This window comes from Falsirhodobacter algicola, from assembly GCF_018279165.1.
Taxonomy (GTDB): Bacteria; Pseudomonadota; Alphaproteobacteria; order Rhodobacterales; family Rhodobacteraceae; genus Falsirhodobacter; species Falsirhodobacter algicola.
This window is the reverse complement of sequence record NZ_CP047289.1, coordinates 2,235,746-2,259,683: the sequence shown is the minus strand read 5'-3', so window position 1 is coordinate 2,259,683 and position 23,938 is coordinate 2,235,746. Positions and strand designations below refer to the sequence as shown.

Below are 23,938 nucleotides of genomic sequence, written 5' to 3'. Positions count from 1 at the left end.
CGGCATCACGGGCAGGCAAGAACTATCTTGCCGCCTTTTCCGCGGCACGGGGCGCGCCTATCTTGGGGGCATGGATCTTCCCCCCTCACTCGAAGATTGGTTCACGACGCGCGGCTGGGCGCTGCACCCCCACCAGCGGGCCATGCTGGATCACGCGCAGGATGCGGCCACGCTGCTGATCGCGCCCACCGGCGGCGGCAAGACGCTGGCGGGCTTTCTGCCGACGCTGGCCGAGGCGGCGGGCCATGCGGGGCTGCACACGCTCTATATCTCGCCGCTGAAGGCGCTGACCGCCGACATCCGCCGCAACCTGACCGCCCCGATCGAAGGGGCGGGCCTTGCCATCCGGGTGGAGGATCGGACCGGCGACACCACCCCCACCGCCCGCCGCCGCCAACGGGCCGATCCGCCGCAGATCCTGCTGACGACGCCCGAAAGCCTCGCGCTGCTGCTGAGCTACGAGGATGCGCCGCGCATCTTCGCGGGCCTGCGCCGCGTCATCGTGGACGAGATCCACGCCCTTGCCGAAAGCAAGCGCGGCGATCAGTTGATGCTGGGCCTTGCGCGGCTGCAGGCGCTGGCGCCGGGGATGCGCCGGGTCGGCCTCTCCGCCACGGTGGAGGATCCGCTTGCGCTGGCCCGCTTTCTCCATCCCGGCGGCTGCCGCATCCTCGAGGCCGATCCCGGCCCCGAACCCGACATCACGATGATGGCCACCACCGCGGCGCCCCCTTGGGCGGGCAATGGCGGGCGCTATGCCATTCCCGATGTGCTGGCCGAGGTGAAGCGCCACCGCACGACGCTGATCTTCCACAACACCCGCGCGCAGGCGGAGCTGTTCTTCCACGACCTGTGGCTCGCCAACGAGGAGGCCTTGCCCATCGGCATCCATCACGGCTCCCTCTCGCGCGAGCAGCGTCAGAGGGTGGAGGGGGCGATGGCGGCGGGCACGCTGCGGGCGATCGTCTGCACGGGATCTCTCGATCTCGGGATCGACTGGGGGGATGTGGACCTCGTGATTCAGGTCGGCGCGCCGAAGAACGTCAAACGTCTGGTGCAGCGGATCGGGCGGGCGAACCACCGCTACAACGCGCCGTCCAAGGCGCTGCTGGTGCCCGCCAACCGGTTCGAGGTGGTGGAATGCGTGGCCGCGTTGCAGGCCGTGCGGGCCCGCGATCTGGACGGTGCGCCGCGCGGGGCGGGTCCGCGCGATGTGCTCTGCCAGCACCTTTTGGCGACCGCCTGCGCCGGGGGCTTCGATGCGGATGCACTGTTCGACGAGGTGCGCGGCGCGGGCCCCTATGCCGAACTGAACCGGGAGGCGTTCGACGCCTGCATCGCCTTCTGCGCGACGGGCGGCTATGCCCTTGCCGCCTATGACCGCTGGCAGCGGCTGATGCTGCGGGAGGGGCGCTGGACGCTGCGCGATCCGCGCGCGGCGGCGGTGATCCGGCAGAACCTCGGGACGATCATCGACAGCGAAACCCTGAAGGTGCGGATGCGCGGGCGCGGCGGTGCCCCCCTTGGCGAGGTGGAGGAAGGTTTCGCCGCCACCCTGACCCCGGGCGACACCTTTCTGATGGCCGGACAGATCGTGCGCTACGAATCGCTGAACGAAATGACGGTGGAGGTCAGCCGCGCCCCGGGCCGCGATCCGAAGGTCGCAACCTTCGGCGGCACGAAATTCGCGACCTCCACCGTGCTGACGCATCGTATCCTCGAGATGTTCCGACAGCCGGACTGGCCCGACCTGCCGCGCCACACCGCCGAATGGCTGACTTTGCAGCGCGAGGTCAGCCATCTGCCGCGCGAGGATCGCCTTCTGGCCGAAACCTTCCCCCATGACGGGCGCGAGCATCTGTGCCTCTATGCCTTTGCCGGGCGCAACGCGATGCAGACGCTGGGCCTTCTGGTGACGCGGCGGATGGAGGCGGCGGGCCTTGCGCCGCTCGGGTTCGTCGCGACCGACTACGCCCTGCTGATCTGGGGGCTGGAGGAGGTGCAGGACGCCGCCCCCCTCCTTGATCCGGCGGGCCTGCGCGAGGGGCTGGACACATGGCTTCAGGGCAATGCGGTGATGAAGCGCACCTTCCGCGATGTCGCCATCATCGCCGGCCTGATCGAACGCAGCCATCAGGGGCGGCGCAAATCGGGGCGGCAGGCGACGTTCTCTTCGGACATCCTCTATGACACGCTGGTGCGGCACGATCCGGATCACCTGATGCTGCGGATCACCCGCGAAGAGGCGCAGCGCGGTCTGGTCGATTATGGCCGGATCGAAGAGATGCTGGACCGCATCCATGGCCGCATCGACCTCGTGCGCCGCCCGAAGGTAACGCCGCTGGCCGCGCCGCTGCTCTTGGAACTCGGCCGCGTGCCCGTCATGGGCGCCGCCCGCGAACGCCTGATGGAGGACGAGGCCGCCCGCCTGATGGCCGAAGCGGGACTCTCGCTGGCATAGGCGGCGCGGCATGGATCACACCTTCACCCTGATCGGCGAGCCTTTGGCCGCCCTTGCCAGCGGGGCGCTGTGGATGCCGGCGCGCGATACGCTGATCGTGTCCGACCTGCACCTTGGCAAATCCGAACGGATGGCCCGGCGCGGCGGTGCCCTTCTGCCCCCCTATGACGCGCGCGACACGCTGGCCCGCCTGCAGGCGGTGCTGGACGCCGCACCCACGGCGCGGATCGTCTGCCTCGGCGACAGTTTCGACGATTCCGAGGCATGGCTCGCCCCCGACGATCTGGCCCATCTGCACCGCCTGATGGCGGGGCGGGACTGGGTCTGGATCGCGGGGAACCACGATCCCGTTCCGGCCATAGCGGGCGGCACCCATCTGCCGCAGATGCGGATCGGCCCCCTCGTGCTGCGCCACGAGGCGATGGGGGAGGCGGGCGAGATTTCGGGGCACTTCCACCCCAAGGCGCGACTGGCAGGGCGGGTGCGGCCCTGTTTCGTGGCCGATGCGCGTCAGGTGATCCTTCCGGCCTTCGGCACCTATACCGGCGGGCTGTGGTGCAGCGATCCGGCGATCGCAGCGCGCCTCGGGCCGGGGGCGATCGCGATCCTGACGGGGCACCGGGCCATCGCCATCCCCTGCCCCCGCCGCTGACAGCAAAACGCCCCGGATTTGCATCCGGGGCGTTCCTGTCTGTGTCTATCAGGCCGAAGGTTCGGGCAACCCGTCGCCCGCAGGGCGCGGCCGGGTCTTCGGGATCGCGGCGATAGAGCCGCTGCCCGTCGGCTTGTCATTCTCGTCATCCTCGTCGATCGGCTCTCCGGCGACGACCTTGCGGATCTGATTGCCGGTCAGCGTCTCGTATTCCAGAAGGCCCTTGGCCAGACGTTCGAACTGCTCCGACTGCTCGGTCAGGATGCGGTAGGCGGTGTCGTAGCCTTCGTCGATCAGGCGCTTCACCTCGGCTTCGATCTTGTTCTTCGTCTCGGCCGAGACGGAGAAGCCGCCGGTCTGCCCCTGATAGCCCTGATGCGCCTCGGCATAGTCGATATTGCCGACCGTCTCCGACATGCCCCACCGCATGACCATCGCCCGCGCCAGCGCAGAGGCCTGCTGAATATCGCCCGCCGGGCCGGAGGACACACCCTCTTCGCCGTATTTGATGATCTCGGCGGCCTTGCCCGCCATGGTCATCGCGATCTTCTGCTTGCCTTCGTCCTTGTGCATGTTCAGCCGGTCCATCTCGGGCAGGCTGACGACCATGCCAAGCGCACCGCCACGCGGAATGATGGTGGCCTTGTAGACGGGATCGCATTTCGGCATCGCCATGCCAACGATCGCGTGCCCGGCCTCGTGATAGGCGGTCTTTTCCTTCACGTCGGGGGTCAGCACCATCGACCGACGCTCCGCCCCCATCATCACCTTGTCCTTGGCGTTCTCGAAATCGTCCATCGTCACGAACCGACGGCCGACGCGGGCGGCCATCAGCGCCGCCTCGTTGACGAGGTTCATCAGATCGGCCCCGGAAAAGCCCGGCGTGCCGCGTGCGATCAGGCGCAGATCGACATTGGGACCGAGCGGGACCTTGCGCGCATGCACGTTCAGGATCTTCTCGCGGCCCTTGATATCGGGGTTCGGCACATGGATCTGACGGTCGAAGCGGCCCGGACGCAGCAGCGCCGGGTCCAGCACGTCCTTGCGGTTCGTGGCGGCGACGATGATCACGCCCTCATTCGCCTCGAAGCCGTCCATCTCCACCAAAAGCTGGTTCAGCGTCTGCTCGCGCTCGTCGTTGCCGCCGCCGATGCCGACCCCGCGGGCACGGCCCACGGCGTCGATCTCGTCGATGAAGACGATGCAGGGGGCGTTCTTCTTGGCCTGCTCGAACATGTCGCGCACACGCGATGCACCGACACCCACGAACATCTCCACGAAGTCGGAGCCCGAGATGGTGAAGAAGGGCACGCCCGCCTCGCCCGCGATGGCCCGCGCCAGAAGCGTCTTACCCGTACCGGGCGGACCGACGAGCAGCGCACCCTTGGGGATCTTGCCCCCGAGGCGGCTGAATTTCTGCGGGTTGCGCAGGAACTCGACGATCTCCTCCAGCTCCTCCTTGGCCTCGTCGATGCCGGCCACGTCGTCGAAGGTGACCCGGCCATGCTTCTCCGTCAGCAGCTTGGCGCGGGATTTGCCGAAGCCCATAGCCCCGCCCTTTCCGCCGCCCTGCATGCGATTCATGAAGAAGATCCAGATCCCGATCAGAACGATGAACGGCAACCACAGCGAGATCAGCGACAGGAAGCCCGACTGCTCCTGCGGCTCGGCCCGCACTTCGATGTTCTTGTCGATCAGCCGGTCGGTCACATTCTCGCCCTGCGGCTTGATGGACACATACTGGCTGCCGTCATTGCCCCGGAACAGGATCCGTTCCCCATCGAGGGTGACGGAGGCCACCTGATCATTCTCCACCCGCTCGATAAAGTCGGTGAAGGAAATGCTGCGAGAGGCGCTGGTGGAGCTTCCCCCGCTGAACAGGTTGAACAGTGCCAGCACAAGCAGGAACAGAACCACCCAGAAGGCAATATTGCGCGCGTTCCCCAAAAGTCGTCTCCCCTGACACCTCGAGCCCGAAGGCACTCGCGGTCAAGATAATCATTCAGCCGGGGGGTTCAATGCGATATGCGACCGGGCGGCGGATCAAGGGCAGCGGACCAGCCCTCGGCGCGGCCCGCAAGGGGCGCCGCGACCAGATTTGCGCCCTCCCACACGGCCGGGCTGGCCATGAGGCTGCGGCGCGGAAGGCCCTCCGCGCGCCATTCGGGGCAGCAGAGCAGGCCCTCTGGGCCAAGGGCGGCGATCGTCACCCCATCCTGCGCCGGGCCGGTCAGCCGCCAGCGGTCCCACCGCGCGCCGACAGGAACACGCAGGCCCCGCACCGCCGACCAGTCCCGATAGAGGCGGAAGCGGCCGTTCTGCGCCACCATGCCGCACCCTTGCACCGAGGCCGGGCGCCCTACCGTCAGCGCCTCCAGCGCCCGCGCGACCGCCGCGGCCCGCGGCGGATAGCCCGCGCCCCCGATCCACGCGATGCCCCGCAGCACGAGGCGGCGCAGCAATTCCGGCTCCAGCCCCTGCGGATCGATCAGCACATCGCCGCGATCGACTTGCAGGTGATGGCGCGCGGCGGTGGCGGTCGCGGCGTCCAGTGCGCGGCGGGCGGCCGCAAGATGCCCCGCGACATCGGCGAGACGCTCGGTCGTGAGGCCCAGCGGCAGCGCCGCAAGTGCGGCGCGCGCGCGGGCGCGGTCATAGGCGGGATCGTCGTTGGTCGGATCTTCGGCCCAAGTCAGGCCGCGTTCGGCCAATGCGTCCCGCAATTCCTGACGGCCGATGCCGATCAGGGGGCGGCACCAAGTCAGCCCCCCTTCGTCCCAGCGGGCGGACATGGCGGCAAGGCCATCGAGGCCTGCACCGCGCGCCAGCCGCATCAGAAAGGTTTCGGCCACATCGTCGCGGGTATGGCCAAGGGCGACGGTGCCCACCCCCTCGTCCCGCGCCCAACTCGCGATCAGCGCGCGGCGGGCGCGGCGGGCCGCATCCGGCAGGTTGCCGCGCCCGTCCCACGACCAACGCAGCGTGCGGTGCGGCACCCCCAGCCGGGCACAAAGGGCCGCGACATCGCGCGCCTCGGCCGCAGCCTCCGGGCGCAGGCCGTGATCGACCGTCACCGCGCGGCAGGTCAGCCCCGCCTCCACGGCAAGGGCCAGAAGCGCGACCGAATCCCCGCCCCCGGATACGGCAAGGCCCAGAACCGGCGGTGCCGGCTCCAGGCCCTGAAGAAACCGCTGCCGCAGCGTCACGGACAGCCGAGGCTCCGCATCGAGGTGCTCGCCTGCCCCGCCGCATCGCTGGAGGGGAAGCGGGTGCCGACTTCGGCCAGCGTCACGCAGGCCTCTTGGGTCTGATTCAGATCCCCCAGCCGCTGCCCCAGTTTCAGCAGCGCATCCGCCGCCCGCGGCCCGTCCGGATCGCCCGAGAAGGCATCGAGATAGGACCGCGCCGCATCCGCCGTCTGGCCAAGGCTGCTCAACGCGTCGCCGCGCAGATACAGCGCCTCATAGGTCAGGGCGCCGCCCGTGTAGGTCTGGGCAAAGGCCTCAAGCTGGTCCGCGGCGGCGCGAAAGTCACCCTGACCGAGCACCTCCCGCGCCCGGTCGAAATCGGCCTGCTCCTGAACGGCAAGCTGCGTTCCCCCCGAAGAGGAGGATGTGCTGGGCACCGGCGCCGGGGTGGCGGCGGCCGTGTCGCTGCCGCCCAGCGGCTGCGTCGGGGGAACGGCGCCGATGTCGCCGCCCTCCAGTTCGGTCAGGCGGAATTCCAGATCGCCGACCCGGTTCGTGCCGTCCGCGATGACGCGGTTCAGCTTCAGCTCGATCTCCTCGGTGCGGGCGGTCAGACGCTGGAGCGATTGCTCCATCGTGTCCATCCGCTGCAAGGCCGATCCGCCGGCCGCGCCGGAGGAGATCGCCCCCGTCGTCACCAGCTCGTTCTTCAGGGCGTTGAACTGCGCATTCAGCTGCGCCAGTTCGGCCCGCACATCGGCCAGCGACTGCGCCCGGTCCTGCGCAAGCGCAGAGACGGGCAGCAGCGCCAGCGTCAGGACCAGAAGCAGACGCATCGGATCAGGCCCCCGCGCCCGCCTGCAGCACCGTCACGGCGCGGCGGTTCTTGCCATAGCATTCCTCGGTGGAGCAGACGGCCACCGGGCGTTCCTTGCCATAGGACACCGTGCGCAGACGGCCCGGCTGCACCCCTTGCGAGATCAGGAAGTCCTGCGCGGCGGAGGCGCGGCGCGCACCGAGCGCGAGGTTGTATTCCCGCGTGCCCTGTTCGTCGGCATGGCCTTCGATGATGACGGCGTAGTTGGGATGCTGGTTCAGCCATTGGGCCTGCGCGCTCAGCGTCTGGCGGGCCTCATCGGACAGGGTGGACTGGTCCACCGCGAAGAACACCCGGTCGCCCAGCGTCTGGTTGAAATAGGCCGGCGAGTTCGGATCGCCCGCGCTGCCGAGCGCGGCGGTATCCACGCCGCCCGTGCCGTAGCCGTTCTGGCCGTACTGGCCATAGGCCCCGTCCGCACCCGCCCCGCCCGCACCGAAGCGGTTGGGGTTGTTGCAGGCGGCAAGGCCCAGCACGGCGACCAGCATCAGCGCCTTGGGGAGATAGGTCATCGACACGTCCTCTCATACATTCGCGTCAAGGATAGCAGGTTTGCGCGGGCCGTCCAACGGCCGCGCCACCGTCACGGCAGAAGCGGGGACCATGCCGGGTCCGAAGCCGGGCCCTGCGTCGGAACCTGCTTCAGATTGCGGCCCGAGATGTCCACCGAATAGAGCGCCGCCTGCCCGCCCGCGCCCGCACCTTCGCGGGTGAACATCAGCACGCGGCCGTTCGGCGCCCATGTCGGGCCTTCGTCCAGGAAGGACGAGGTCAGCAGCCGTTCCTCGCTGCCATCGGTGCGCATCACACCGATGTGGAACCGGCCGCCATCCTGTTTGGTGAAGGCGATCAGATCGCCGCGCGGCGACCAGACGGGCGTGTTGTAGCGCCCGGATCCCGCCGAGATGCGCCGCGCCTCGCCGCCGCCCGCCGGCATGACATAGATCTGCGAGCTTCCGGTGCGGTCGCTGTCGAACACGATTTGACTGCCATCAGGCGAATAGCTCGCCCCGGCTTCGATCGCGGGGGAATTGGTCAGCTGGCGGCGCTGCCCGCTCTGGGTGTCCAGCTCGTAGAGGTCGGAGTTGCCGCCCTGCTCGAGGCTGAAGACGACCTTGCGGCCATCGGGGGCGAAGCGCGGCGCGAAGGTCATCGTGCCGGGCTGTTGATCCAGCGCGCGCACCGACAGGTTGGCGGTGTTCATCAGATAGATGCGCGGGAAGCCCGAGGCATAGGAGGTGAACAGGATCTGGCTGCCATCGGGCGAGAAGCGCGGCGCCAGCACGATCGAGGAGGCGTCCGTCAGATACTGCACGTTCGCGCCGTCGTAATCCATGACGGCGATGCGCTTCTGACGCGCGTCCTTCGGACCGCTTTCCTGCACATAGACGACGCGGCTGTCGAAATACGGCCCCTCGCCGGTGATGCGGGCATAGACGGCATCGGCGACCTTGTGGGCCATGCGCCGCCATGTGCCGCGCGTGCCGGCGAATTGAAGCCCTTCGCCCAGTTGCTGGCCCGAGAAGATATCGAACAAGCGGAACTTCACGGTGATGCGGTCGCCCTGCGCTGTGACCGCGCCGACGATCAGCGCCTGCGCGTTGATCGCCTTCCAGTCGTTATAGGCGACGGGCGCATCGAAGCCCGACACCTGACTGATGAAGGCCGAGGACGGGATCTCGCGGAAGAGGCCCGTCCCGGCAAGGTCGGCCGCGACCACGCGGGTGATGTCGGACGCCGCCTGCCCTGCGCCGCCTTGGTCGATGAAGGTGGGCGCCGCGAAGGGCAGCGGCTCGATCACGCCGTCGGTGATCTCGATCCGCAGGGGGCCTTGCTGGGCAAGGGCCATGCCGCCGGTCAGCGACAGCGCGACGGTCAGCGCGGTAGCGAGGGTTCTCAACATGCTCATCCGATCCTCTGGCGTTTTCCGGTCATATAGGGGCGGGGCGCTGCGCGTCACCTGACGCGCATGCTCGTGGGGTTGAAGACGATCTCGATCTCTCGCCACTGATCGTACTTGTCCGCCGGAAGCGGGAAGCCGCTCGCCCCGCAGCGGATGATCGCGCGGCGCGCCGCCTCGTAGGCTTGGCGGGCACCGGCATCGCTGCCACCCTCGAAGCCGACCATATGCACCGATCCGCTATCCGGCACGCCATTCTGCGCGACGGTGAAGCCGACGGTGACGGTGCTTTGCAGCGCCTCGGTCGAAAGGGCGCCGACGTTCCAGCACTGCTGCACGGCCACGCGCAGGGCATCCTTCTCGCCGCTCGTCATCGGCGGGCCCGAGGGCGCCGAGGTCCGTGCGGGTGCTTCGGATGCGCCCGAACCGAGGGCTTCGGCCAAGGCGTCCTGAACCGCGCTGCGGTCGGTCTGCGTCTGCGCCGGGGCGGCGGGGCGCTTGGCCGGCTCGGAGGCGGCGGGGGCCTTGGTCTCGATCTTCGTTTCGGCCTTCGCTTGGGGCGCGGCCTTGGCCGGGGCTTCGGCGGCCGGCTGCGCCGGGCGTTCGGCCTGCGTGGGCGCGGCGGCGCGCTGCGGACGATCGCGCGGGCGCGGGCTTCCGGCCGGGGCGAGGTTCGCCTGCGGCTGCGGCTCGGGCACGATCTCGCTCGCGGCTTCGCGCGGGGCCTGCTCGGGCTGGGGCTCCTGCTCCTCGGCGGGCGTCTCCGTCGGGGTTTCCGTCACGGCCTGCTGCGGCGTGTCGGCGACCTCTGCCGTCGGCGCGGGCGCCGGGGCGGGCGTCGGCGCAACGCGCGGGGCCTGCCGCGGGCGCGGACTGGCATCGGGCGAGAGTTGCGGCTGCTCCACCGGCGCGGGGGGCAGCACGGCCTGCGGCTCCGCCGCCTCGGGGACGGGCGTCGGCGCGGTTTCCGGGGCGACCGGCGCGGGCGTCGGCTCTGGGGTCGGTTCCGGTGCGGGCGCAGGCTGCGGCGCGGGCGTGGCTTCCGGCGTCGGGGTCGGCGCGGGTTCGGGCTCCGGCGCAGGCTCCGGCTCCGGCGCGGGTTCGGGCGCAGGCTCCGGTTCGGGCGTGGGTTCGGGGCGCGCGCGCGGCGGCGTCGCCGGCGGCGGGGTCGGCGCGGGCTCGGCCTCCTCGGTGCTGTCGGTCTCGGTCTCGGCGACCATCTGATCGAACTCGCTGCTCGACAGGATGGAGACATCCGCGACCGACACCGGCGGCGTCGGTTGCGGCCGGAACAGGCCCCCGAACAACAGCCAGAGGATCAGCAGGACATGCCCGATGGAGGAGATGATGACGCCCGTTCTCATGAACGAGATACCCTTAGTTTCCACCGAAGGTCGGCCCGTCGCTGTTGGTGACAAGGCCGATGCTGTTGAAGCCCGCTGCGTTCAGCGCGCCCATGATCTGCGCCACCCGTTCATAGCTGACCGCGCCATCGGCACGCAGGAAGATCTTGCGATTCTCGCGCTCGGCCGCGATGGCGGTCAGGCGCGGGATCAGCTGATCCTCGGCCACGGGGGTTTCCTGAATGGTCAGCCCGCCATCCGCCGTCACGGTGATCGCGAGCGGTTCTTCCTGCTCGGTCGGCAGGGCGGAGGCGGCCGTGTTGGGAAGCTGCACCGGCACCCCCACCGTCAGCAGCGGCGCCGCCACCATGAAAACGATCAGCAGCACCAGCATCACGTCCACGAAGGGCGTGATGTTGATCTCGGACATGGCCGCGCTGCCGCGCCGCCGGCGCCGACCGCCCCGGCGTCCACCGCCGCCTGCATTGCGCATCACACCGCCGGCCATGGATCAGGCGTCCAACTGGCGCGACAGGATGGTGGAGAATTCGTCCGCGAAGGCTTCGTATCCGCCAAGGATGCGTTCGCTGTCCGCGTTCAGCTTGTTGTAGAAGATCACCGCCGGGATGGCCGCGACGAGGCCGATGCCCGTGGCCAGCAGCGCCTCGGCGATGCCGGGGGCCACGACCGCAAGGTTGGTGTTCTGACTGATGGCGATCTGCTCGAACGCGTTGGTGATGCCGACGATCGTGCCGAACAGGCCGATGAACGGCGAGGTGGAGCCGACCGTCGCCAGCACGCCGAGGCCCTTTTGCAGATGCTCGGCCTCTTTGTTGATGGCCACATCCATCGAACGGTCGATCCGCGACTGGGCGCCGGCGATCAGCTTGCCGTCCTGACGGTGGCTGCGGCGCCACTCCATCATGCCCGAGGCGAAGACCTTCTCCGAGGCGCCATCGGGCTGCGAGCCGGTCTTCTCGAACAGCTCGTCCAGCGGCTCTCCCGACCAGAAGGCCCGGTCGAACAGCGACGCCTCGCGGCGGGCCAGTTTGAAGGCGATGTGCTTCTGAATGATGATCGCCCAAGACCACACCGACATGATGAGCAGAACGATCATCACGAGTTTCACGGTCAAGGTCGCGCGTGCGAAAAGCGCGAGCATGGAGAAGTCGATCTCCTGCGCCGCGGCAAGGGTTTGGGTGTCCATTATGTCTGCTCGTCCGAAGGGGGCCCTGCTGGCCTCTTAGCGGCGATTCTACCGGTTTTGCAAAGGGAATGCCAACACGAACTCGTCAACCGGCGAAGGCTTGCCGCAGCGCGGCGGGCAGGCGCACGGGCCGCGCCCCATCAAGACAGGCCAGTGTCACCGAAGCGCGGAACAGCACCTGTGTCCCGCATGTCACATCCTGCGCCAAAACGATGCGGGCCGGACGCAGCGCCGTCACCTGCGTTTGCACCGAAAGGCGATCGCCAAGGCGCGCGGGACGCAGGAAATCGGCCTCGATCCGGGTGACGGCGAAGACCTGCCCCGCCGCGCGCATCGCGTTCTGATCGATCCCCAGCCCCTCCACCCAGTCGCTGCGCGCCCGTTCGATGAACTTGAGGTAATTGGCGTGATAGACGATGCCGCCGAGATCCGTGTCCTCGTACCAGACGCGGGTGTCGAAACGGTGGGTCATGCCCGGGCCGCAAGCCGCAGCGCATGGCTCGGATCGTCGCCGCGGGCGGGCATCACCGGATCGTAGGCGGCGCGCAGGACGGCCGCGATCTCGGGACGCAAGGCGCCGTCTTCGAGCATCGGCGGCTCTCCGGCCCAAGTCAGCATCATGCGGGCCGCCTGCTCCAGCACCAGCGCCTCGGGCGGCAGCGCGGCAAGGGGGCCGCCCATGCGCACGAACAGCGCCGCCATGCGGATCGCACCCGCCGCATCGAAACGGAAGAGGCGCGCCGTCTCGCCGCCGCTCAGCGCGTCGAGATCGGGAACCATGCGCTCAAGGTCGGGGACGGTCCGCAGCTCCGCCCATTCGGCGAAGAAGAAGATCATCAGATTGGCCCCAAGCTCGGGGTCCTGTTCGGCCATGCGGTGCCCGGCGCCGGCCACCACCGCCTCGATCCCGCCCTTCACGAGGGCCAGCGTCTCATCCTCCACCCCGAAGACGACGGGCACGATGGGCCGGCCCCACCGCGCGCAGCGGTAGCCGTCCGAATGGGTGAAGAGCGCGAGGATGTCGTCGGATGTCATGAGAAGAGGTCTGCCTGTCCACGGGGCGGCGCGATGCCGATATGCTGCCATGCCTTCTGCGCCAGCATCCGCCCGCGCGGGGTGCGCTGGATCAGGCCCTGTTGCAGCAGATAAGGCTCGATCACCTCCTCCACCGCGTCGCGGGCTTCGGAAAGGGCGGCGGCGATCGTCTCCACCCCCACGGGGCCGCCGCCGTAATTCTCGGCCAGCAGCAGAAGATAGCGGCGGTCGGCGCCGTCGAGGCCTAGATCGTCCACGCCAAGGCGGCGCAGGCCGCTATCGGCGATGGCCTGCGTCAGGCGGCCATCGCCCTCCACCAGCGCGAAATCCACCACCCGGCGCAGCAGGCGCCCGGCGATGCGCGGCGTGCCGCGGGCGCGGCGGGCGATCTCGCGGGTGCCTTCGGGGTCGCTGTCGATGCCCAGCATCCGCGCGCCGCGTGCCACGATCAGATCAAGCTCGTCGATGGTGTAGAATTGCAGCCGCGTCGGGATGCCGAACCGGTCGCGCAGCGGCGTCGTCAGCAGGCCGAGCCGCGTCGTCGCCCCCACGAGCGTGAAGGGTTGCAGATCGATCCGCACCGTCCGCGCCGCAGGCCCCTCCCCGATCACGAGGTCCAGCGCGAAATCCTCCAGCGCGGGATAGAGCACCTCCTCGACCACCGGCGACAGGCGGTGAATCTCGTCGATGAACAGCACGTCGCGCGGTTCGAGATTGGTCAGGATCGCGGCCAGATCGCCGGGCTTGGCTAGCACCGGGCCGGAGGTCATCCGAAAACCGACGCCGAGTTCGCGCGCCATGATCTGCGCCAGCGTCGTCTTGCCAAGGCCGGGCGGGCCGTGGAAGAGGGTGTGGTCCATCGCCTCGCCGCGCATGCGGGCGGATTCGATGAAGACGCGCAGGTTGGCCCGCGCTTCGGCCTGACCGATGAACTCCTCCAGCCCCTGCGGGCGCAGGGCGCGGTCGGCATCCTCGGGAAGGCGCTCGGCGCGCAGGGTGGGATCGGGCTGGCTCATGCGCGAACAATCGCGGAACGCGGCCGCGCCCGCAAGCCCCGATCAGCCCCAAGGACCACGGCGCGCCCGATCCGCCGCCGGGGCGGGTGCAGGTGCGGCAGGACCGGGCTGCGCCATCTGCCGCAGCGCGGCGATGCGGTTCGCCGTGTCGGGGTGGGTGGAGAACAGCTTGTCATGCTTGAAGGCATGCAGCGGGTTGATGATGAACATATGCGCCGTGGCGGGATTGCGCTCGGCGGCGGGGTTTTCGATCCGCTTGGCGAAAGCCTCGATCTTCTGCAGCGCCGAGGCCAGCCACATCGGATTGCGGCAGATCTCCGCGCCGATCCGGTCCGCCTCGTATTCGCGGCTGCGCGAGATGGCCGTCTGCACCAGCGCCGCCGCCATCGGTGCAAGGATCATGATGGCCAGCGTGCCGATGATGCCGCCCTGCCGTTCGCGCCCGCCAAAGAACAGCGCGAAGTTCGCGAGCATCGCGATGGCCCCGGCGAAGGTCGCGGTGATCGTCATGGTCAGCGTATCGCGGTTCTTCACATGCGCCAGTTCATGCGCCATCACCCCGGCCAGCTCCTCGCGGCTGAGGCGGGACAGAAGGCCCGTCGTGGCCGCGACGGCCGCATGTTCGGGGCTGCGCCCCGTGGCGAAGGCGTTGGGCTGATCCGTGTCGATCACGAAGACCTTGGGCATGGGCAGGTCCGCATTTGCCGCCAGCCCCGCCACGAGGCGGTAGAAGTCCGGCGCGGTCCGTTCGTCCACCTGCCGGGCGTTGTGCATCCGCAGCACCGCCTTGTCGGAATTCCAGTAGCTGAAGGCGTTCATCCCGACCGCCACCACCAGCGCCAGCATCATGCCCGCGCGCCCGCCGATCAGCGCCCCCACCGCAAGAAACAGCGCCGTCATCGCGGCCATCAGGATCGCGGTCTTCGCAAAGCCCATCGTCACCTCCACCATGTTCCGCGGATATGGGCGCGTCAGCCCTTGGGTGCAAGCCGCCGCAGCGCAAGGCGGATGAGGGCGGCTGCCTCGGCCTCGGGGGCTTCGGCGGCGGATTCGGCCACGGCGGCGGCGGCATCACCGGGGGAATATCCCAGATTCGCCAGCGCCGAGAGGGCATCGGCGGTGTGGGCGGCGCGGCTCGGCGCGGCGGGTGCGCGGCGTTTGGGCGCAGGCGCCGCGGGGGTGCCCTCCTCCTCCAGCACGGGGGGGGCGGCATCCTCCACCCGGCCCATCGCCATGACGGCGGGGGCCTTGGCCTTCAGCTCCAGCACGACGCGCTGCGCGATCTTCGGCCCCACCCCCGGCGCGGCCTGAACCGAGCGGGCATCGCCGAGCGCGATCGCCCGCGACACGCCGTCGGCCCCGAGCGCGCCGAGGATCGCCATCGACGCGCGCGCCCCGACCCCCTGCACCGTCATCAGCAAACGGTGCCATTCTTTCTCCAAGAGCGTCGGGAAGCCATAGAGTTGCAGCAGATCCTCGCGCACCAGAAGGTCGGTATAGAGCGCGACCGCCTCGCCCGGGCCGGGCATCTGCGCCAGCGTCCGATCCGAGACATAGACGATGTATCCCACGCCCCGCACGTCGATCAGCACATGATCCGTGCCGCGATAATCCAGCCGCCCGGCGATGCGCCCGATCATGACGCGGCCTTCGCAAGGGCCGCCTGCAGGCGCCCCGCGCTTTGCACGTGGTGGGAATGGCAGATGGCGACGGCAAGGGCGTCGGCGGCGTCCGGCCCCGCGATGACGATGCCGGGCAGATGCAGGCGGACCATATGCTCCACCTGCTGCTTGGCGGCATGGCCGACGCCGACGACCGTCTTCTTCACGGCGTTCGGGGCGTATTCGCCCACCTCCAGCCCGGCCTGCGCGGGCACCAGAAGGGCGATGCCCCGCGCCTGCCCCAGCTTCAGCGTGCCGGCGGCGTCCTTGTTGACGAAGGTATGTTCGACCGCCGCGGCCTCGGGGGCGAATCGCTCCACCACCTCGGTCAGTTGCGCATGGAGCGAGCAGAGACGGCGGGCCAGATCCTCGCCCACCGAATGGCAGATACCGTTCGCCACATGCGCAATGCGCCCGCCGCTGACGTCGATGATGCCCCAGCCCATGTTCCTCAGGCCCGGATCGATTCCCAGAACGCGCATGCTGTTCCCCCGCTTTTCCTGTGGGTTAGCACGAAGAGCGAACATCTGTCACCCGCCGGCATGACGGTATCACGACAAGAGCCATGCAAATGACGCATCGCGGCAATGCCATCTGGCGCGTTGTCGTTCGTACACTGCCCGATTATTTGACTGTCACGCAGCAAGGGTGCTGCACAAATCATCCGTTCTGAAAAAGGATCTCTTCCCATGGCCGCCATCGAGACGACCACCCGCGCGCCGATCGGTCCCCTGTCGATCGCCCGTTTCTCCGTTCTGTTCCAAGCCATCCGCGACTGGAACGACTCCCGCGTGACGCGCAAGGCGCTCTACAAACTGACGGATCGTGAACTCGACGATATCGGGCTGAGCCGCGCGGACATCGCACGCCTCTGATCGACGCACCTTATCGGTGACATGACGGGCCGCGCGGGACATCCCCGCCGCGGCCTTTGTCTTGTCTGGCCCTTAGCGGCGCAGCGTCAGGGCGGACCATTCGCCTAGATCCTCGCGGTGCACGAGGGCGAAGCCCTCGGCCTCGTAGGCGGCGAGGATGGCCTCGGCCTGCACGACCAGAAGGCCCGACAGGATGATGATCCCGTCCGGGGCCGTATGCGCGGCCATGTCGGGGGCCAGCTGCACCAGCGGACCCTTCAGGATGTTGGCGAAGATCAGATCGAACGGCGCGGCGGCCTGAATGTCGGGATGGGCGAAGCCCGCCGCCTCCATGCAGGCGACGCGGCCCGCAAGGCCGTTGATCTCCACGTTCGCGCGGGCCACGTCCACCGCCACCTCGTCGATGTCGGAGGCAAGGATCCGCGCCTCGGGCAGTTCCATCGCGGCGGCCATGGCCAGAACCGCGGTGCCGCAGCCGATATCGGCGACGTTGCCGAACCGGGCGCCCCCTTCCAGCAGCCGATCGAGCGCCTTGAGGCAGCCCAGCGTCGTGCCGTGATGGCCGGTGCCGAAGGCGACCGTCGCCTCGATCTGAAGCGGAACGACGCCTTGCGGCACCTTGGCCGCATCATGGCTGCCGAAGACGAAGAAGCGCCCCGCCTCCACCGGTGCCAGTTCGCGGCGGACATGGGCGACCCAGTCCACCTCGGGCAGTTCGGACAGCGCGAAGGGCGCCGCCCCGAAGGCGGTCCGCAGCAGTTCCAGCGTCACCTCGTCCGGGCGGGCGAGGAAATAGGCCCCCACCTCCCACAGGCCCGAGCCGTCCTCGATCTCGAAGACGCCCACGCCCGAGGGTTCGGGGTCCATCCGCTCCAGCGCCTCGGCCAGCGCCTCGGCGGCATCCTCACCCGGAAGGGTGGTCAGTGCGGTGAAGGTCGGCATGGCTCAGACGATCTTCTGGCCGGTCTTGGCCCAGTCGGACATGAACTGCTCCAGCCCCTTGTCGGTCAGCGGGTGGTTGGCCAGCGCCTTGATGACGGCGGGCGGCGCGGTCACGACATCGGCGCCGATCAGCGCGCATTGCGACACATGGTTGGCGTTGCGTACCGACGCTGCGAGGATCTGCGTGCGGAAATCGAAGTTGTCGTAGATCGTGCGGATGTCTTGGATCAACTCCAGCCCGTCGAGGTTCATGTCGTCCAGACGGCCGATGAAGGGGCTGATGAAGGTCGCGCCCGCCTTGGCCGCCAGCAGCGCCTGATTGGCCGAGAAGCAGAGCGTCACGTTGACCATGAAGCCTTCGTCCGACAGCACCTTGCAGGTCTTCAGACCGTCATGGGTCAGCGGAACCTTCACGGCGATGTTCGGCGCGATCTCGGCCAGCTTGCGGCCTTCGGCGATCATGTCCTCGGCCTTCAGGGCCACGACTTCGGCCGAAACGGGACCGGAGACGATGCTACAGATCTCCTTGGTGACTTCGAGGATGTCGCGGCCCGATTTCAGGATCAGCGACGGGTTCGTGGTCACGCCGTCGACCAGATTCAGGTCGTTCAGTTCCGTGATGGCCGCAACGTCTGCGGTGTCGACGAAGAATTTCATGATGCCCTCCGGGATGGCTGCGGGGTTTGCCCCGTTGTCCGGCCCGTGATAGCGCAAGCGAGGGTCATGCGAAAGGGAAAGCGGTTGTCCGAGCGATTTGACGAAGGCCAATTGGTCGGCGTGCTGACGACCGAACCGCTGGGCCGTCCGCTCGACTACAAGGCGCCGGAGGGCGGCTGCGTGACGGGCGATCTGGTGGAGGTGCCGCTGGGGCCGCGGCGCGTTCTGGGCTGCGTCTGGGGCAAGGGCGAGGGCGGGTTCGATCCGGCGCGCGTGCGCCCCGTCACCCGCGTGCTGGACGCCGCCCCCCTGCGCGACGAGATGCGCGCCTTTCTGCAGCGCGCCGCCGATTACACGCTGACCCCCCTGCCCCAGATGCTGCGGCTGGCGACCCGCGCCCCCGACCTTGCGGCCGGCCCCGCCACGCGGCGCGTGCTGCGCGCCAGCGGGCGCGAGCCTGCGCGCGAGACGGAGGCCCGCCTGCGGGTGATGGATGCGCTGGATGCATGGCACGGCGCGCGCGTCACCGCCTCCGAACTCGCGGCCGAGGCGGGCGTGTCGAGCGCCGTCATCAAGGGCCTCGTGAAGGCGGGCGTTCTGATCGAGGAGGATGCCCCCCGCGATCTGCCCTATCCGCATCTGAACCCCGCTTTGCCGCACAAGGAACTGTCCGACGGGCAGGCGCAGGCGGCGGCGGCGCTGCGGGCCTCGGTCGCGGGGGGGCGCTATGGCACCACGCTCTTGAAGGGCGTCACCGGGTCGGGCAAGACCGAGGTCTATCTGGAGGCGGTGGCCGAATGCCTGCGCCAAGGGCGGCAGGCGCTGGTGCTGCTGCCGGAAATCGCGCTGACGGCGGGCTTTCTGGACCGGGTGCAGGCACGGTTCGGGGCGCGGCCCGCCGAATGGCATTCCGGCGTCACCTCCACCGAGCGGCGGCGGCTGTGGCGCATGATCGGTACGGGCGATGCGCAACTGGTGGTCGGCGCGCGGTCGGCCCTGTTCCTGCCCTTCCGCGAACTCGGCCTGATCGTCGTCGATGAGGAACACGACACCTCCTACAAACAGGAGGAGGGCGTTCTCTACAATGCGCGCGACATGGCGGTGCTGCGCGCCTCCATCTGCGGGGCGCAGGTGGTTCTGGCCTCGGCCACCCCCTCGCTGGAGACATGGGTGAACGCCGACAGCGGCAAATATGCGCGGCTGGATCTGACGGCCCGTTTCGGCGCGGCGGAACTGCCGCAGATGCGCGCCATCGACATGCGGGCCGAACGCCTCCCCTCGAACCGCTGGGTGTCGGAGACGCTGGCCGCGCAGGTGCAGACGCGGATCGCGGCGGGCGAACAGGCGCTGCTGTTCCTCAACCGGCGCGGCTATGCCCCCGTCACCATCTGCCGCGCCTGCGGCCATCAGGTCGGGTGCAGCGAATGCGATGCGCGCATGGTGGAGCATCGCTTCCTCAAGCGGCTGATCTGCCATCAATGCGGCGCCTCGCGCCCCGTTCCGGAGGCCTGCCCCGCCTGTTCGGTCGAAGGGCGCATGGCGGCGGTCGGCCCCGGTGTCGAACGTCTGGCCGAAGAGGTCGCCGAACGCTTCCCCGAGGCGCGGGTCTCGGTCCTGTCCTCGGACCTCTTCACCACGGCGCGGGCCTTGAAGGAGGCGATCGAGACGATTGCCGCCGGCGGCGCCGACATCATCATCGGCACGCAGATCGTGGCGAAGGGGCACAACTTTCCGCTGCTGACGCTGGTGGGCGTGATCGATGCCGATCTGGGGCTGCAAGGCTCGGACCTGCGCGCCGCCGAACGGACGTTCCAGTTGATGCGGCAGGTGGCGGGCCGCGCCGGGCGGGCCGAAAAGCCGGGCACGGCCCTGCTGCAGACGCACCAGCCCGAACATCCGGTGATCCGCGCCATCCTGACCGGCAACGAAGAGGATTTCTGGCGCGCCGAGGCCGCCGAGCGGCGCATGGCTGGGGCACCCCCCTATGGCCGGATGGCCGGGATCATCCTGTCGCATCCCGACGTGGCCGTGGTCTTCGATGTCGCGGCCGAACTTGCGCGCCGCGACGGCCCGCTGCGCGCCATCGGGGCGCAGGTCTGGGGCCCCGCCCCCGCGCCCATCGCGAGGGTGCGCGGGCGTCACCGCGTCCGCCTTCTGGTGAAGGCCGACCGCACCGCCCCCCTGCAGGCCGCGCTGGCCGAATGGGCCGCGCAGATCAAGCTGCCGACCAATCTGCGCCTTGCGATCGACATCGACCCACAGAGCTTCCTCTAGGCGGGCCGAATACCTATATTCCGGTCCAACCACGGAGGTTATCCATGATCTTTTCCAAACCGACTGCGATGGTGCGCCCGGACGATGCCCTTCCCGGCCGCGCCGAACCCCTTCCCACCGCCGAGACGCATTTCGTCTCCGGCATCCCGCTGAAATCGCCCGTGCCCGCCGGCATGCAAGAGGCGATGTTCGGCATGGGCTGCTTCTGGGGCGTGGAGCGGCTGTTCTGGCAGGTGCCGGGCGTCTGGCTAACGATGGCGGGCTATGCCGGCGGCTACACCCCGAACCCGACCTATCAGGAAACTTGCACCCAGATGACCGGCCATAACGAGGTGGTCCGGGTGATCTTCGATCCGGCGGTCGTCAGCTATGCGGACCTGCTGAAGATCTTCTGGGAAAACCACGATCCGACGCAGGGAATGCGGCAGGGCAACGATGTCGGCTCCACCTACCGCTCGGGGATTTACACCTACACGGACGCCCAGCGGGCCGAGGCCGAACGCACCAAGGCCGAATACGAGGCAGGGCTGTCCTCGGCCGGATACGGCGCCGTCACGACCGAGATCGTGCCCGTGCCAGAGTTCTTCTTTGCCGAGGATTATCACCAGCAATATCTGGCCAAGAATCCCGGCGGATATTGCGGGCTGCGCGGCACCGGCGTTGCCTGCGTGATCTGAACGAAGAACGCCCGGAGCATGGCTCCGGGCGTTTCACATCTTAGCGACGGTCTTCGTCGTCATCCTCGTCCTCGGCGGCACCGCCGCTGGGAAGGTTGAAGAAGCTGTCGGCATCCGAGAAGTCGGCATCGGCCGCGTCGGCCTGATCGGCCTCTTCCTTGCGGAAGATGTCGAATTCGGACCCGGCGGGCTGATCTTCCATCCCCAGCGATTGCTGCGTGGAGACGAGCTTGCGCCGTTCGTCATCGGACATCACCACCCCTTCGGCGGCGCGCTTGCGGGCGGCCTGCTGCACCTGCGAGTCCAGTTCCGTCTGGCGGCAGAGGCCAAGCGCGACCGGGTCGATCGGCGTCATCGACTGGATGTTCCAGTGGGTGCGTTCGCGGATGGACTGGATCGTCGGCTTGGTCGTGCCGACCAGCTTGGCGATCTGGCTGTCCGTCAGTTCGGGGTGGAACTTCACCAGCCACAGGATCGCGTTCGGGCGGTCCTGACGTTTGGACAGCGGGGTGTAGCGCGGGCCACGGCGCTTGTCCTCGCCTTGGGCGGCGGCGTTGAACTTCAGCTTCAGCTTGTGCAGCGGATTGGCCTGACCCTTGTCGATCTCGGACTGTTCCAGCTGGTTGTTGGCCACCGGATCGAAGCCTTTGACGCCCGTCGCCACGTCACCATCGGCGATGCCCTGCACCTCCAGCTCGTGCATGCCGCAGAAATCGGCGATCTGCCGGAAGGACAGCGTCGTGTTGTCGACCAGCCAGACTGCGGTCGCCTTGGCCATCAGGGGCTTCGTCATCAGCTTGCTCCTTGTACACATCTCTCCCGCGCCGGGAAAACGGCTGCGGGGCGGACCCCGCGACTTTCGCTTTCGGGAATTGCGGCTGTATATAGGCGAAGGACAACCCGAGGGGAAGGGAAAATGCGTCTTGTGCTGCTGCTGATCCTGATGGCCCTGCCCGCCCGTGCGCAGGTGTTCGACCATTACGTCCTTGCGCTGTCATGGTCGCCGGGATGGTGCGCGACCCAAGGCGGACCGGACGCGGCGCAATGCCGCCGCGATCTCGGCTTCATCGTGCATGGCCTGTGGCCGCAGAACGACGATGACTGGCCCGAATGGTGCGACACCGACGCCGCCCCCACCCGCGCCGAGCGGGAGGCGCTGTCCGACATCACCGACCCGGACCTCGCCTTGCACGAATGGCGCAAGCACGGAAGCTGTACCGGCCTGCCCCCGGCCGGATATTACGAGCTGACCCGCGCCGCATGGGACCGCGTGACCCTGCCCGCCGCCTTGCAGAACCTGCGGCAGGATCGCCCCCTCTCCGCCCGGCAGGTGGAGGCGGCGTTCCTCGAGGCCAATCCCGACATGAGCGCCGATGGCGTGACCGTGACCTGCCGCGAGGGGCATATCGCGGAGGTCCGCCTCTGCCTGACCCGCGATCTAACCCCCCGCCCCTGCGCCGCAAGCGCGCGGCGCGATTGCCGCGGCCCCGCGACGATGGACGGGCGCTAGTCCTCCGGCATCTCCAGCACGATCTTGCCGATATGGGCGGAGCTTTCCATCCGCGCATGGGCCTTGGCGGCGTCGTCCATGGCGAAGGTGCTGTCCATCACCGGGCGCAGCGCACCCGAGGCGATCATCGGCCAGACATGGCGTTCCAATTCGGCGGCGATCCGGGCCTTCTGCAGCGCCGTCTGCGGCCGCAGCGTGGAGCCGGTGATCGTCAGGCGGCGGGACATCACCTCGGCCATGTTCAGTTCCACCTTGGCACCGGACAGGAAGGCGATCTGCACCAGCCGCCCGTCATCGGCCAGCGCGCGGATGTTGCGCCGGACGTAATCGCCCCCCACCATGTCGAGGATCAGATCGGCCCCGCCCTCGGCGCGCAGGATTTCCACGAAATCGCTGTCGCGGTAGTTGATCGCCTCGGCGCCGAGTTCGGCGCAGGCGGCGCATTTGTCGTCCGAACCGGCGGTGGCGAAGACACGCGCGCCCAAGGCCCGCCCGATCTGGATCGCGGTCGTCCCGATCCCGGAGGATCCGCCATGGACGAGGAACCTCTCCCCCGCCGCAAGGCCGCCGCGCATCACCACGTTGGACCAGACGGTGAAACAGGTTTCGGGCAGGCAGGCGGCTTCGGCAAGGCTCATCCCCTCGGGGATGGGCAGGGCGTGGTCGGCCTCGGTCACGGCATGGGTGGCATAGCCGCCGCCAGGCAGAAGCGCGCAGACCGCATCCCCCACCTGCCAGCGGGTGACGCCCGGCCCCACCGCCGCCACATGGCCCGCACATTCCAGCCCCGGCAGCGCCGACGCGCCGGGCGGCGGCGCGTAATGCCCCGCCCGCTGCAAGGCGTCCGGGCGGTTCACCCCGGCATAGGCGATGCGGATCAGGATCTGCCCATGGCTCGGCACCGGGGCGGGAACGTAGTCGATCTTCAGCACCTCGGGGGCGCCGTGTTCGGTGATGGCCACGGCGCGCATCAGTTCGGGCATATCGGGCATCACCACGTCCTTCCCGGCATATCGGTCGATTGCGGCGCGCGGATCCACGAAAGCGGCAGCATCGCCGCCTTCACCAGCGGATTGCCGGCGCAGCGGGCCTTCACGCCTTCGAATCGCATCACTCCTTCGATCCGGCGATCGAGGAAATCCCACGTCGCCTGATGGCCGGTGCTGTCATCGCCCAGCCAATAGAGGACCGTGGCCGCATAGACGCCCGAGAGCGTCGCGCGCTTGGTGTACCAGTTCACGTCGTCGGACGTATCGCCCAGCGCGCGCCAGATCGTATCGGCCGTGTGCCATACGGCGCGGGCCCCGTCGCCGGCATGTTGCGGCAGCGCGAACAGGGTGGAGCCGCGGCGCACGGCCTCCTTGTCGGCGGCCTCTAGGCGGTAGCGGATCAGCGTCGCGACCCTTGCGCGATAGGGCATATCGCCCAGCGGGGCCGTCAGCGCCCGCTCGGCCATGGCGGCATCGCCGCGCCAGTGATAGGCCAGCGCCAGATCCACCGCGCCGCGCGGGAACAGCGCCCGCCCCAGACCGGCGGACACCCCCGCATCCGACAGGGCCGCGCGCAGCGTCGCCTCCGACCAGCCGTCAAATGCGACATGGGCCAAGGCCGCGTCGATCACGGCATTCTTCGCCTCGGTGCTTTCCATGGTCAAACCTCAGTT

Annotated in this window: 25 protein-coding genes; 6 read left to right on the top strand and 19 right to left on the bottom strand. The window is 68.9% G+C overall.

Annotated features, from left to right (window positions below):
* Positions 1 to 70 precede the first annotated feature (70 nt).
* Together GR316_RS11385 and pdeM are read left to right on the top strand one after the other, a co-directional pair.
* Positions 71 to 2,461 (top strand): ligase-associated DNA damage response DEXH box helicase, encoded by a 2,391-nt coding sequence (locus GR316_RS11385; protein ID WP_211784026.1) that lies wholly within the window; start codon positions 71 to 73, stop codon positions 2,459 to 2,461.
* Between the two features lie 10 nt (positions 2,462 to 2,471).
* Positions 2,472 to 3,113 (top strand): ligase-associated DNA damage response endonuclease PdeM, encoded by a 642-nt coding sequence (gene pdeM / locus GR316_RS11380; RefSeq protein ID WP_211784025.1) that lies wholly within the window; start codon positions 2,472 to 2,474, stop codon positions 3,111 to 3,113.
* Between the two features lie 48 nt (positions 3,114 to 3,161).
* On the opposite strand, the gene ftsH is transcribed toward pdeM, so the two are convergent.
* The 14 genes from ftsH to ruvC form a co-directional block, all read right to left on the bottom strand.
* Complete coding sequence (gene ftsH / locus GR316_RS11375; RefSeq protein WP_211784024.1) at positions 3,162 to 5,060, bottom strand: ATP-dependent zinc metalloprotease FtsH; 1,899 nt, start codon at positions 5,058 to 5,060, stop codon at positions 3,162 to 3,164.
* A 68-nt stretch (positions 5,061 to 5,128) separates the two neighbouring features.
* On the bottom strand, positions 5,129 to 6,319 hold the full coding sequence (gene tilS / locus GR316_RS11370) for a tRNA lysidine(34) synthetase TilS (RefSeq protein ID WP_211784023.1): 1,191 nt from the start codon (positions 6,317 to 6,319) through the stop codon (positions 5,129 to 5,131).
* Positions 6,316 to 7,137, bottom strand: a complete 822-nt coding sequence (ybgF, locus tag GR316_RS11365) for a tol-pal system protein YbgF (protein ID WP_211784022.1) — start codon at positions 7,135 to 7,137, stop codon at positions 6,316 to 6,318. The genes tilS and ybgF overlap by 4 nt, the downstream gene beginning before the upstream one ends.
* Before the next feature lie 4 nt (positions 7,138 to 7,141).
* The gene (gene pal / locus GR316_RS11360; protein WP_211784021.1) at positions 7,142 to 7,690 is read right to left on the bottom strand and encodes a peptidoglycan-associated lipoprotein Pal; all 549 of its coding nucleotides are present in this window, start codon (positions 7,688 to 7,690) and stop codon (positions 7,142 to 7,144) included.
* Between the two features lie 71 nt (positions 7,691 to 7,761).
* Entirely contained in the window at positions 7,762 to 9,087 is a 1,326-nt protein-coding gene (gene tolB, locus GR316_RS11355) for a Tol-Pal system beta propeller repeat protein TolB (RefSeq protein WP_211784020.1), read from the bottom strand.
* Positions 9,088 to 9,134: 47 nt separating this feature from the next.
* Positions 9,135 to 10,442: a cell envelope biogenesis protein TolA gene (locus GR316_RS11350; RefSeq protein ID WP_211784019.1), complete on the bottom strand. Its 1,308-nt coding sequence runs from the start codon at positions 10,440 to 10,442 to the stop codon at positions 9,135 to 9,137.
* A 13-nt stretch (positions 10,443 to 10,455) separates the two neighbouring features.
* Entirely contained in the window at positions 10,456 to 10,929 is a 474-nt protein-coding gene (tolR, locus tag GR316_RS11345) for a protein TolR (protein ID WP_211784018.1), read from the bottom strand.
* Positions 10,930 to 10,932: 3 nt separating this feature from the next.
* Positions 10,933 to 11,628 (bottom strand): protein TolQ, encoded by a 696-nt coding sequence (tolQ, locus tag GR316_RS11340; RefSeq protein WP_211784017.1) that lies wholly within the window; start codon positions 11,626 to 11,628, stop codon positions 10,933 to 10,935.
* Positions 11,629 to 11,713: 85 nt separating this feature from the next.
* Positions 11,714 to 12,100: a tol-pal system-associated acyl-CoA thioesterase gene (ybgC, locus tag GR316_RS11335; protein WP_211784016.1), complete on the bottom strand. Its 387-nt coding sequence runs from the start codon at positions 12,098 to 12,100 to the stop codon at positions 11,714 to 11,716.
* On the bottom strand, positions 12,097 to 12,663 hold the full coding sequence (locus tag GR316_RS11330; RefSeq protein ID WP_211784015.1) for a hypothetical protein: 567 nt from the start codon (positions 12,661 to 12,663) through the stop codon (positions 12,097 to 12,099). Before GR316_RS11330 ends, ybgC begins: the two co-directional genes overlap by 4 nt.
* A complete protein-coding gene (gene ruvB, locus GR316_RS11325) occupies positions 12,660 to 13,679 on the bottom strand; it encodes a Holliday junction branch migration DNA helicase RuvB (RefSeq protein ID WP_211784014.1) in 1,020 nt (339 codons plus the stop codon). The genes GR316_RS11330 and ruvB overlap by 4 nt, the downstream gene beginning before the upstream one ends.
* Positions 13,680 to 13,721: 42 nt before the next feature.
* A complete protein-coding gene (htpX, locus tag GR316_RS11320; RefSeq protein WP_211784013.1) occupies positions 13,722 to 14,615 on the bottom strand; it encodes a zinc metalloprotease HtpX in 894 nt (297 codons plus the stop codon).
* A gap of 35 nt (positions 14,616 to 14,650) precedes the next feature.
* Positions 14,651 to 15,319 carry a Holliday junction branch migration protein RuvA gene (gene ruvA, locus GR316_RS11315; RefSeq protein ID WP_211784012.1) on the bottom strand — a complete coding sequence of 223 codons (669 nt, stop codon included), beginning with the start codon at positions 15,317 to 15,319 and terminating at the stop codon, positions 14,651 to 14,653.
* A complete protein-coding gene (gene ruvC, locus GR316_RS11310; protein ID WP_211784011.1) occupies positions 15,316 to 15,822 on the bottom strand; it encodes a crossover junction endodeoxyribonuclease RuvC in 507 nt (168 codons plus the stop codon). The genes ruvA and ruvC overlap by 4 nt, the downstream gene beginning before the upstream one ends.
* 207 nt (positions 15,823 to 16,029) lie before the next feature.
* Between ruvC and GR316_RS11305 the strand changes: the two genes are divergently transcribed.
* Positions 16,030 to 16,215: a DUF1127 domain-containing protein gene (locus tag GR316_RS11305; RefSeq protein WP_211784010.1), complete on the top strand. Its 186-nt coding sequence runs from the start codon at positions 16,030 to 16,032 to the stop codon at positions 16,213 to 16,215.
* Positions 16,216 to 16,287: 72 nt separating this feature from the next.
* Here GR316_RS11305 and GR316_RS11300 read toward each other — a convergent pair whose 3' ends face one another.
* Together GR316_RS11300 and fsa are read right to left on the bottom strand one after the other, a co-directional pair.
* A complete protein-coding gene (locus GR316_RS11300; protein WP_211784009.1) occupies positions 16,288 to 17,157 on the bottom strand; it encodes a 50S ribosomal protein L11 methyltransferase in 870 nt (289 codons plus the stop codon).
* A gap of 3 nt (positions 17,158 to 17,160) precedes the next feature.
* Positions 17,161 to 17,814 carry a fructose-6-phosphate aldolase gene (fsa, locus tag GR316_RS11295; RefSeq protein ID WP_211784008.1) on the bottom strand — a complete coding sequence of 218 codons (654 nt, stop codon included), beginning with the start codon at positions 17,812 to 17,814 and terminating at the stop codon, positions 17,161 to 17,163.
* 84 nt (positions 17,815 to 17,898) lie between these two features.
* Here fsa and GR316_RS11290 point away from each other — a divergent pair, with 84 nt between their 5' ends.
* Positions 17,899 to 20,088, top strand: a complete 2,190-nt coding sequence (locus GR316_RS11290; protein ID WP_211784007.1) for a primosomal protein N' — start codon at positions 17,899 to 17,901, stop codon at positions 20,086 to 20,088.
* A 44-nt stretch (positions 20,089 to 20,132) separates the two neighbouring features.
* Entirely contained in the window at positions 20,133 to 20,765 is a 633-nt protein-coding gene (gene msrA / locus GR316_RS11285; protein WP_211784006.1) for a peptide-methionine (S)-S-oxide reductase MsrA, read from the top strand.
* Positions 20,766 to 20,805: 40 nt separating this feature from the next.
* Here msrA and GR316_RS11280 read toward each other — a convergent pair whose 3' ends face one another.
* A complete protein-coding gene (locus GR316_RS11280) occupies positions 20,806 to 21,558 on the bottom strand; it encodes a DUF1013 domain-containing protein (protein ID WP_211784005.1) in 753 nt (250 codons plus the stop codon).
* 123 nt (positions 21,559 to 21,681) lie between these two features.
* Between GR316_RS11280 and GR316_RS11275 the strand changes: the two genes are divergently transcribed.
* Positions 21,682 to 22,275, top strand: a complete 594-nt coding sequence (locus GR316_RS11275) for a ribonuclease T2 family protein (RefSeq protein WP_211784004.1) — start codon at positions 21,682 to 21,684, stop codon at positions 22,273 to 22,275.
* Here GR316_RS11275 and GR316_RS11270 read toward each other — a convergent pair.
* Both GR316_RS11270 and GR316_RS11265 read right to left on the bottom strand, forming a co-directional pair.
* Entirely contained in the window at positions 22,272 to 23,258 is a 987-nt protein-coding gene (locus tag GR316_RS11270) for an NAD(P)H-quinone oxidoreductase (RefSeq protein WP_211785208.1), read from the bottom strand. The genes GR316_RS11275 and GR316_RS11270 overlap by 4 nt on opposite strands.
* An 8-nt stretch (positions 23,259 to 23,266) precedes the next feature.
* A complete protein-coding gene (locus tag GR316_RS11265) occupies positions 23,267 to 23,923 on the bottom strand; it encodes a COQ9 family protein (RefSeq protein ID WP_211784003.1) in 657 nt (218 codons plus the stop codon).
* Between the last annotated feature and the right edge of the window lie 15 nt (positions 23,924 to 23,938).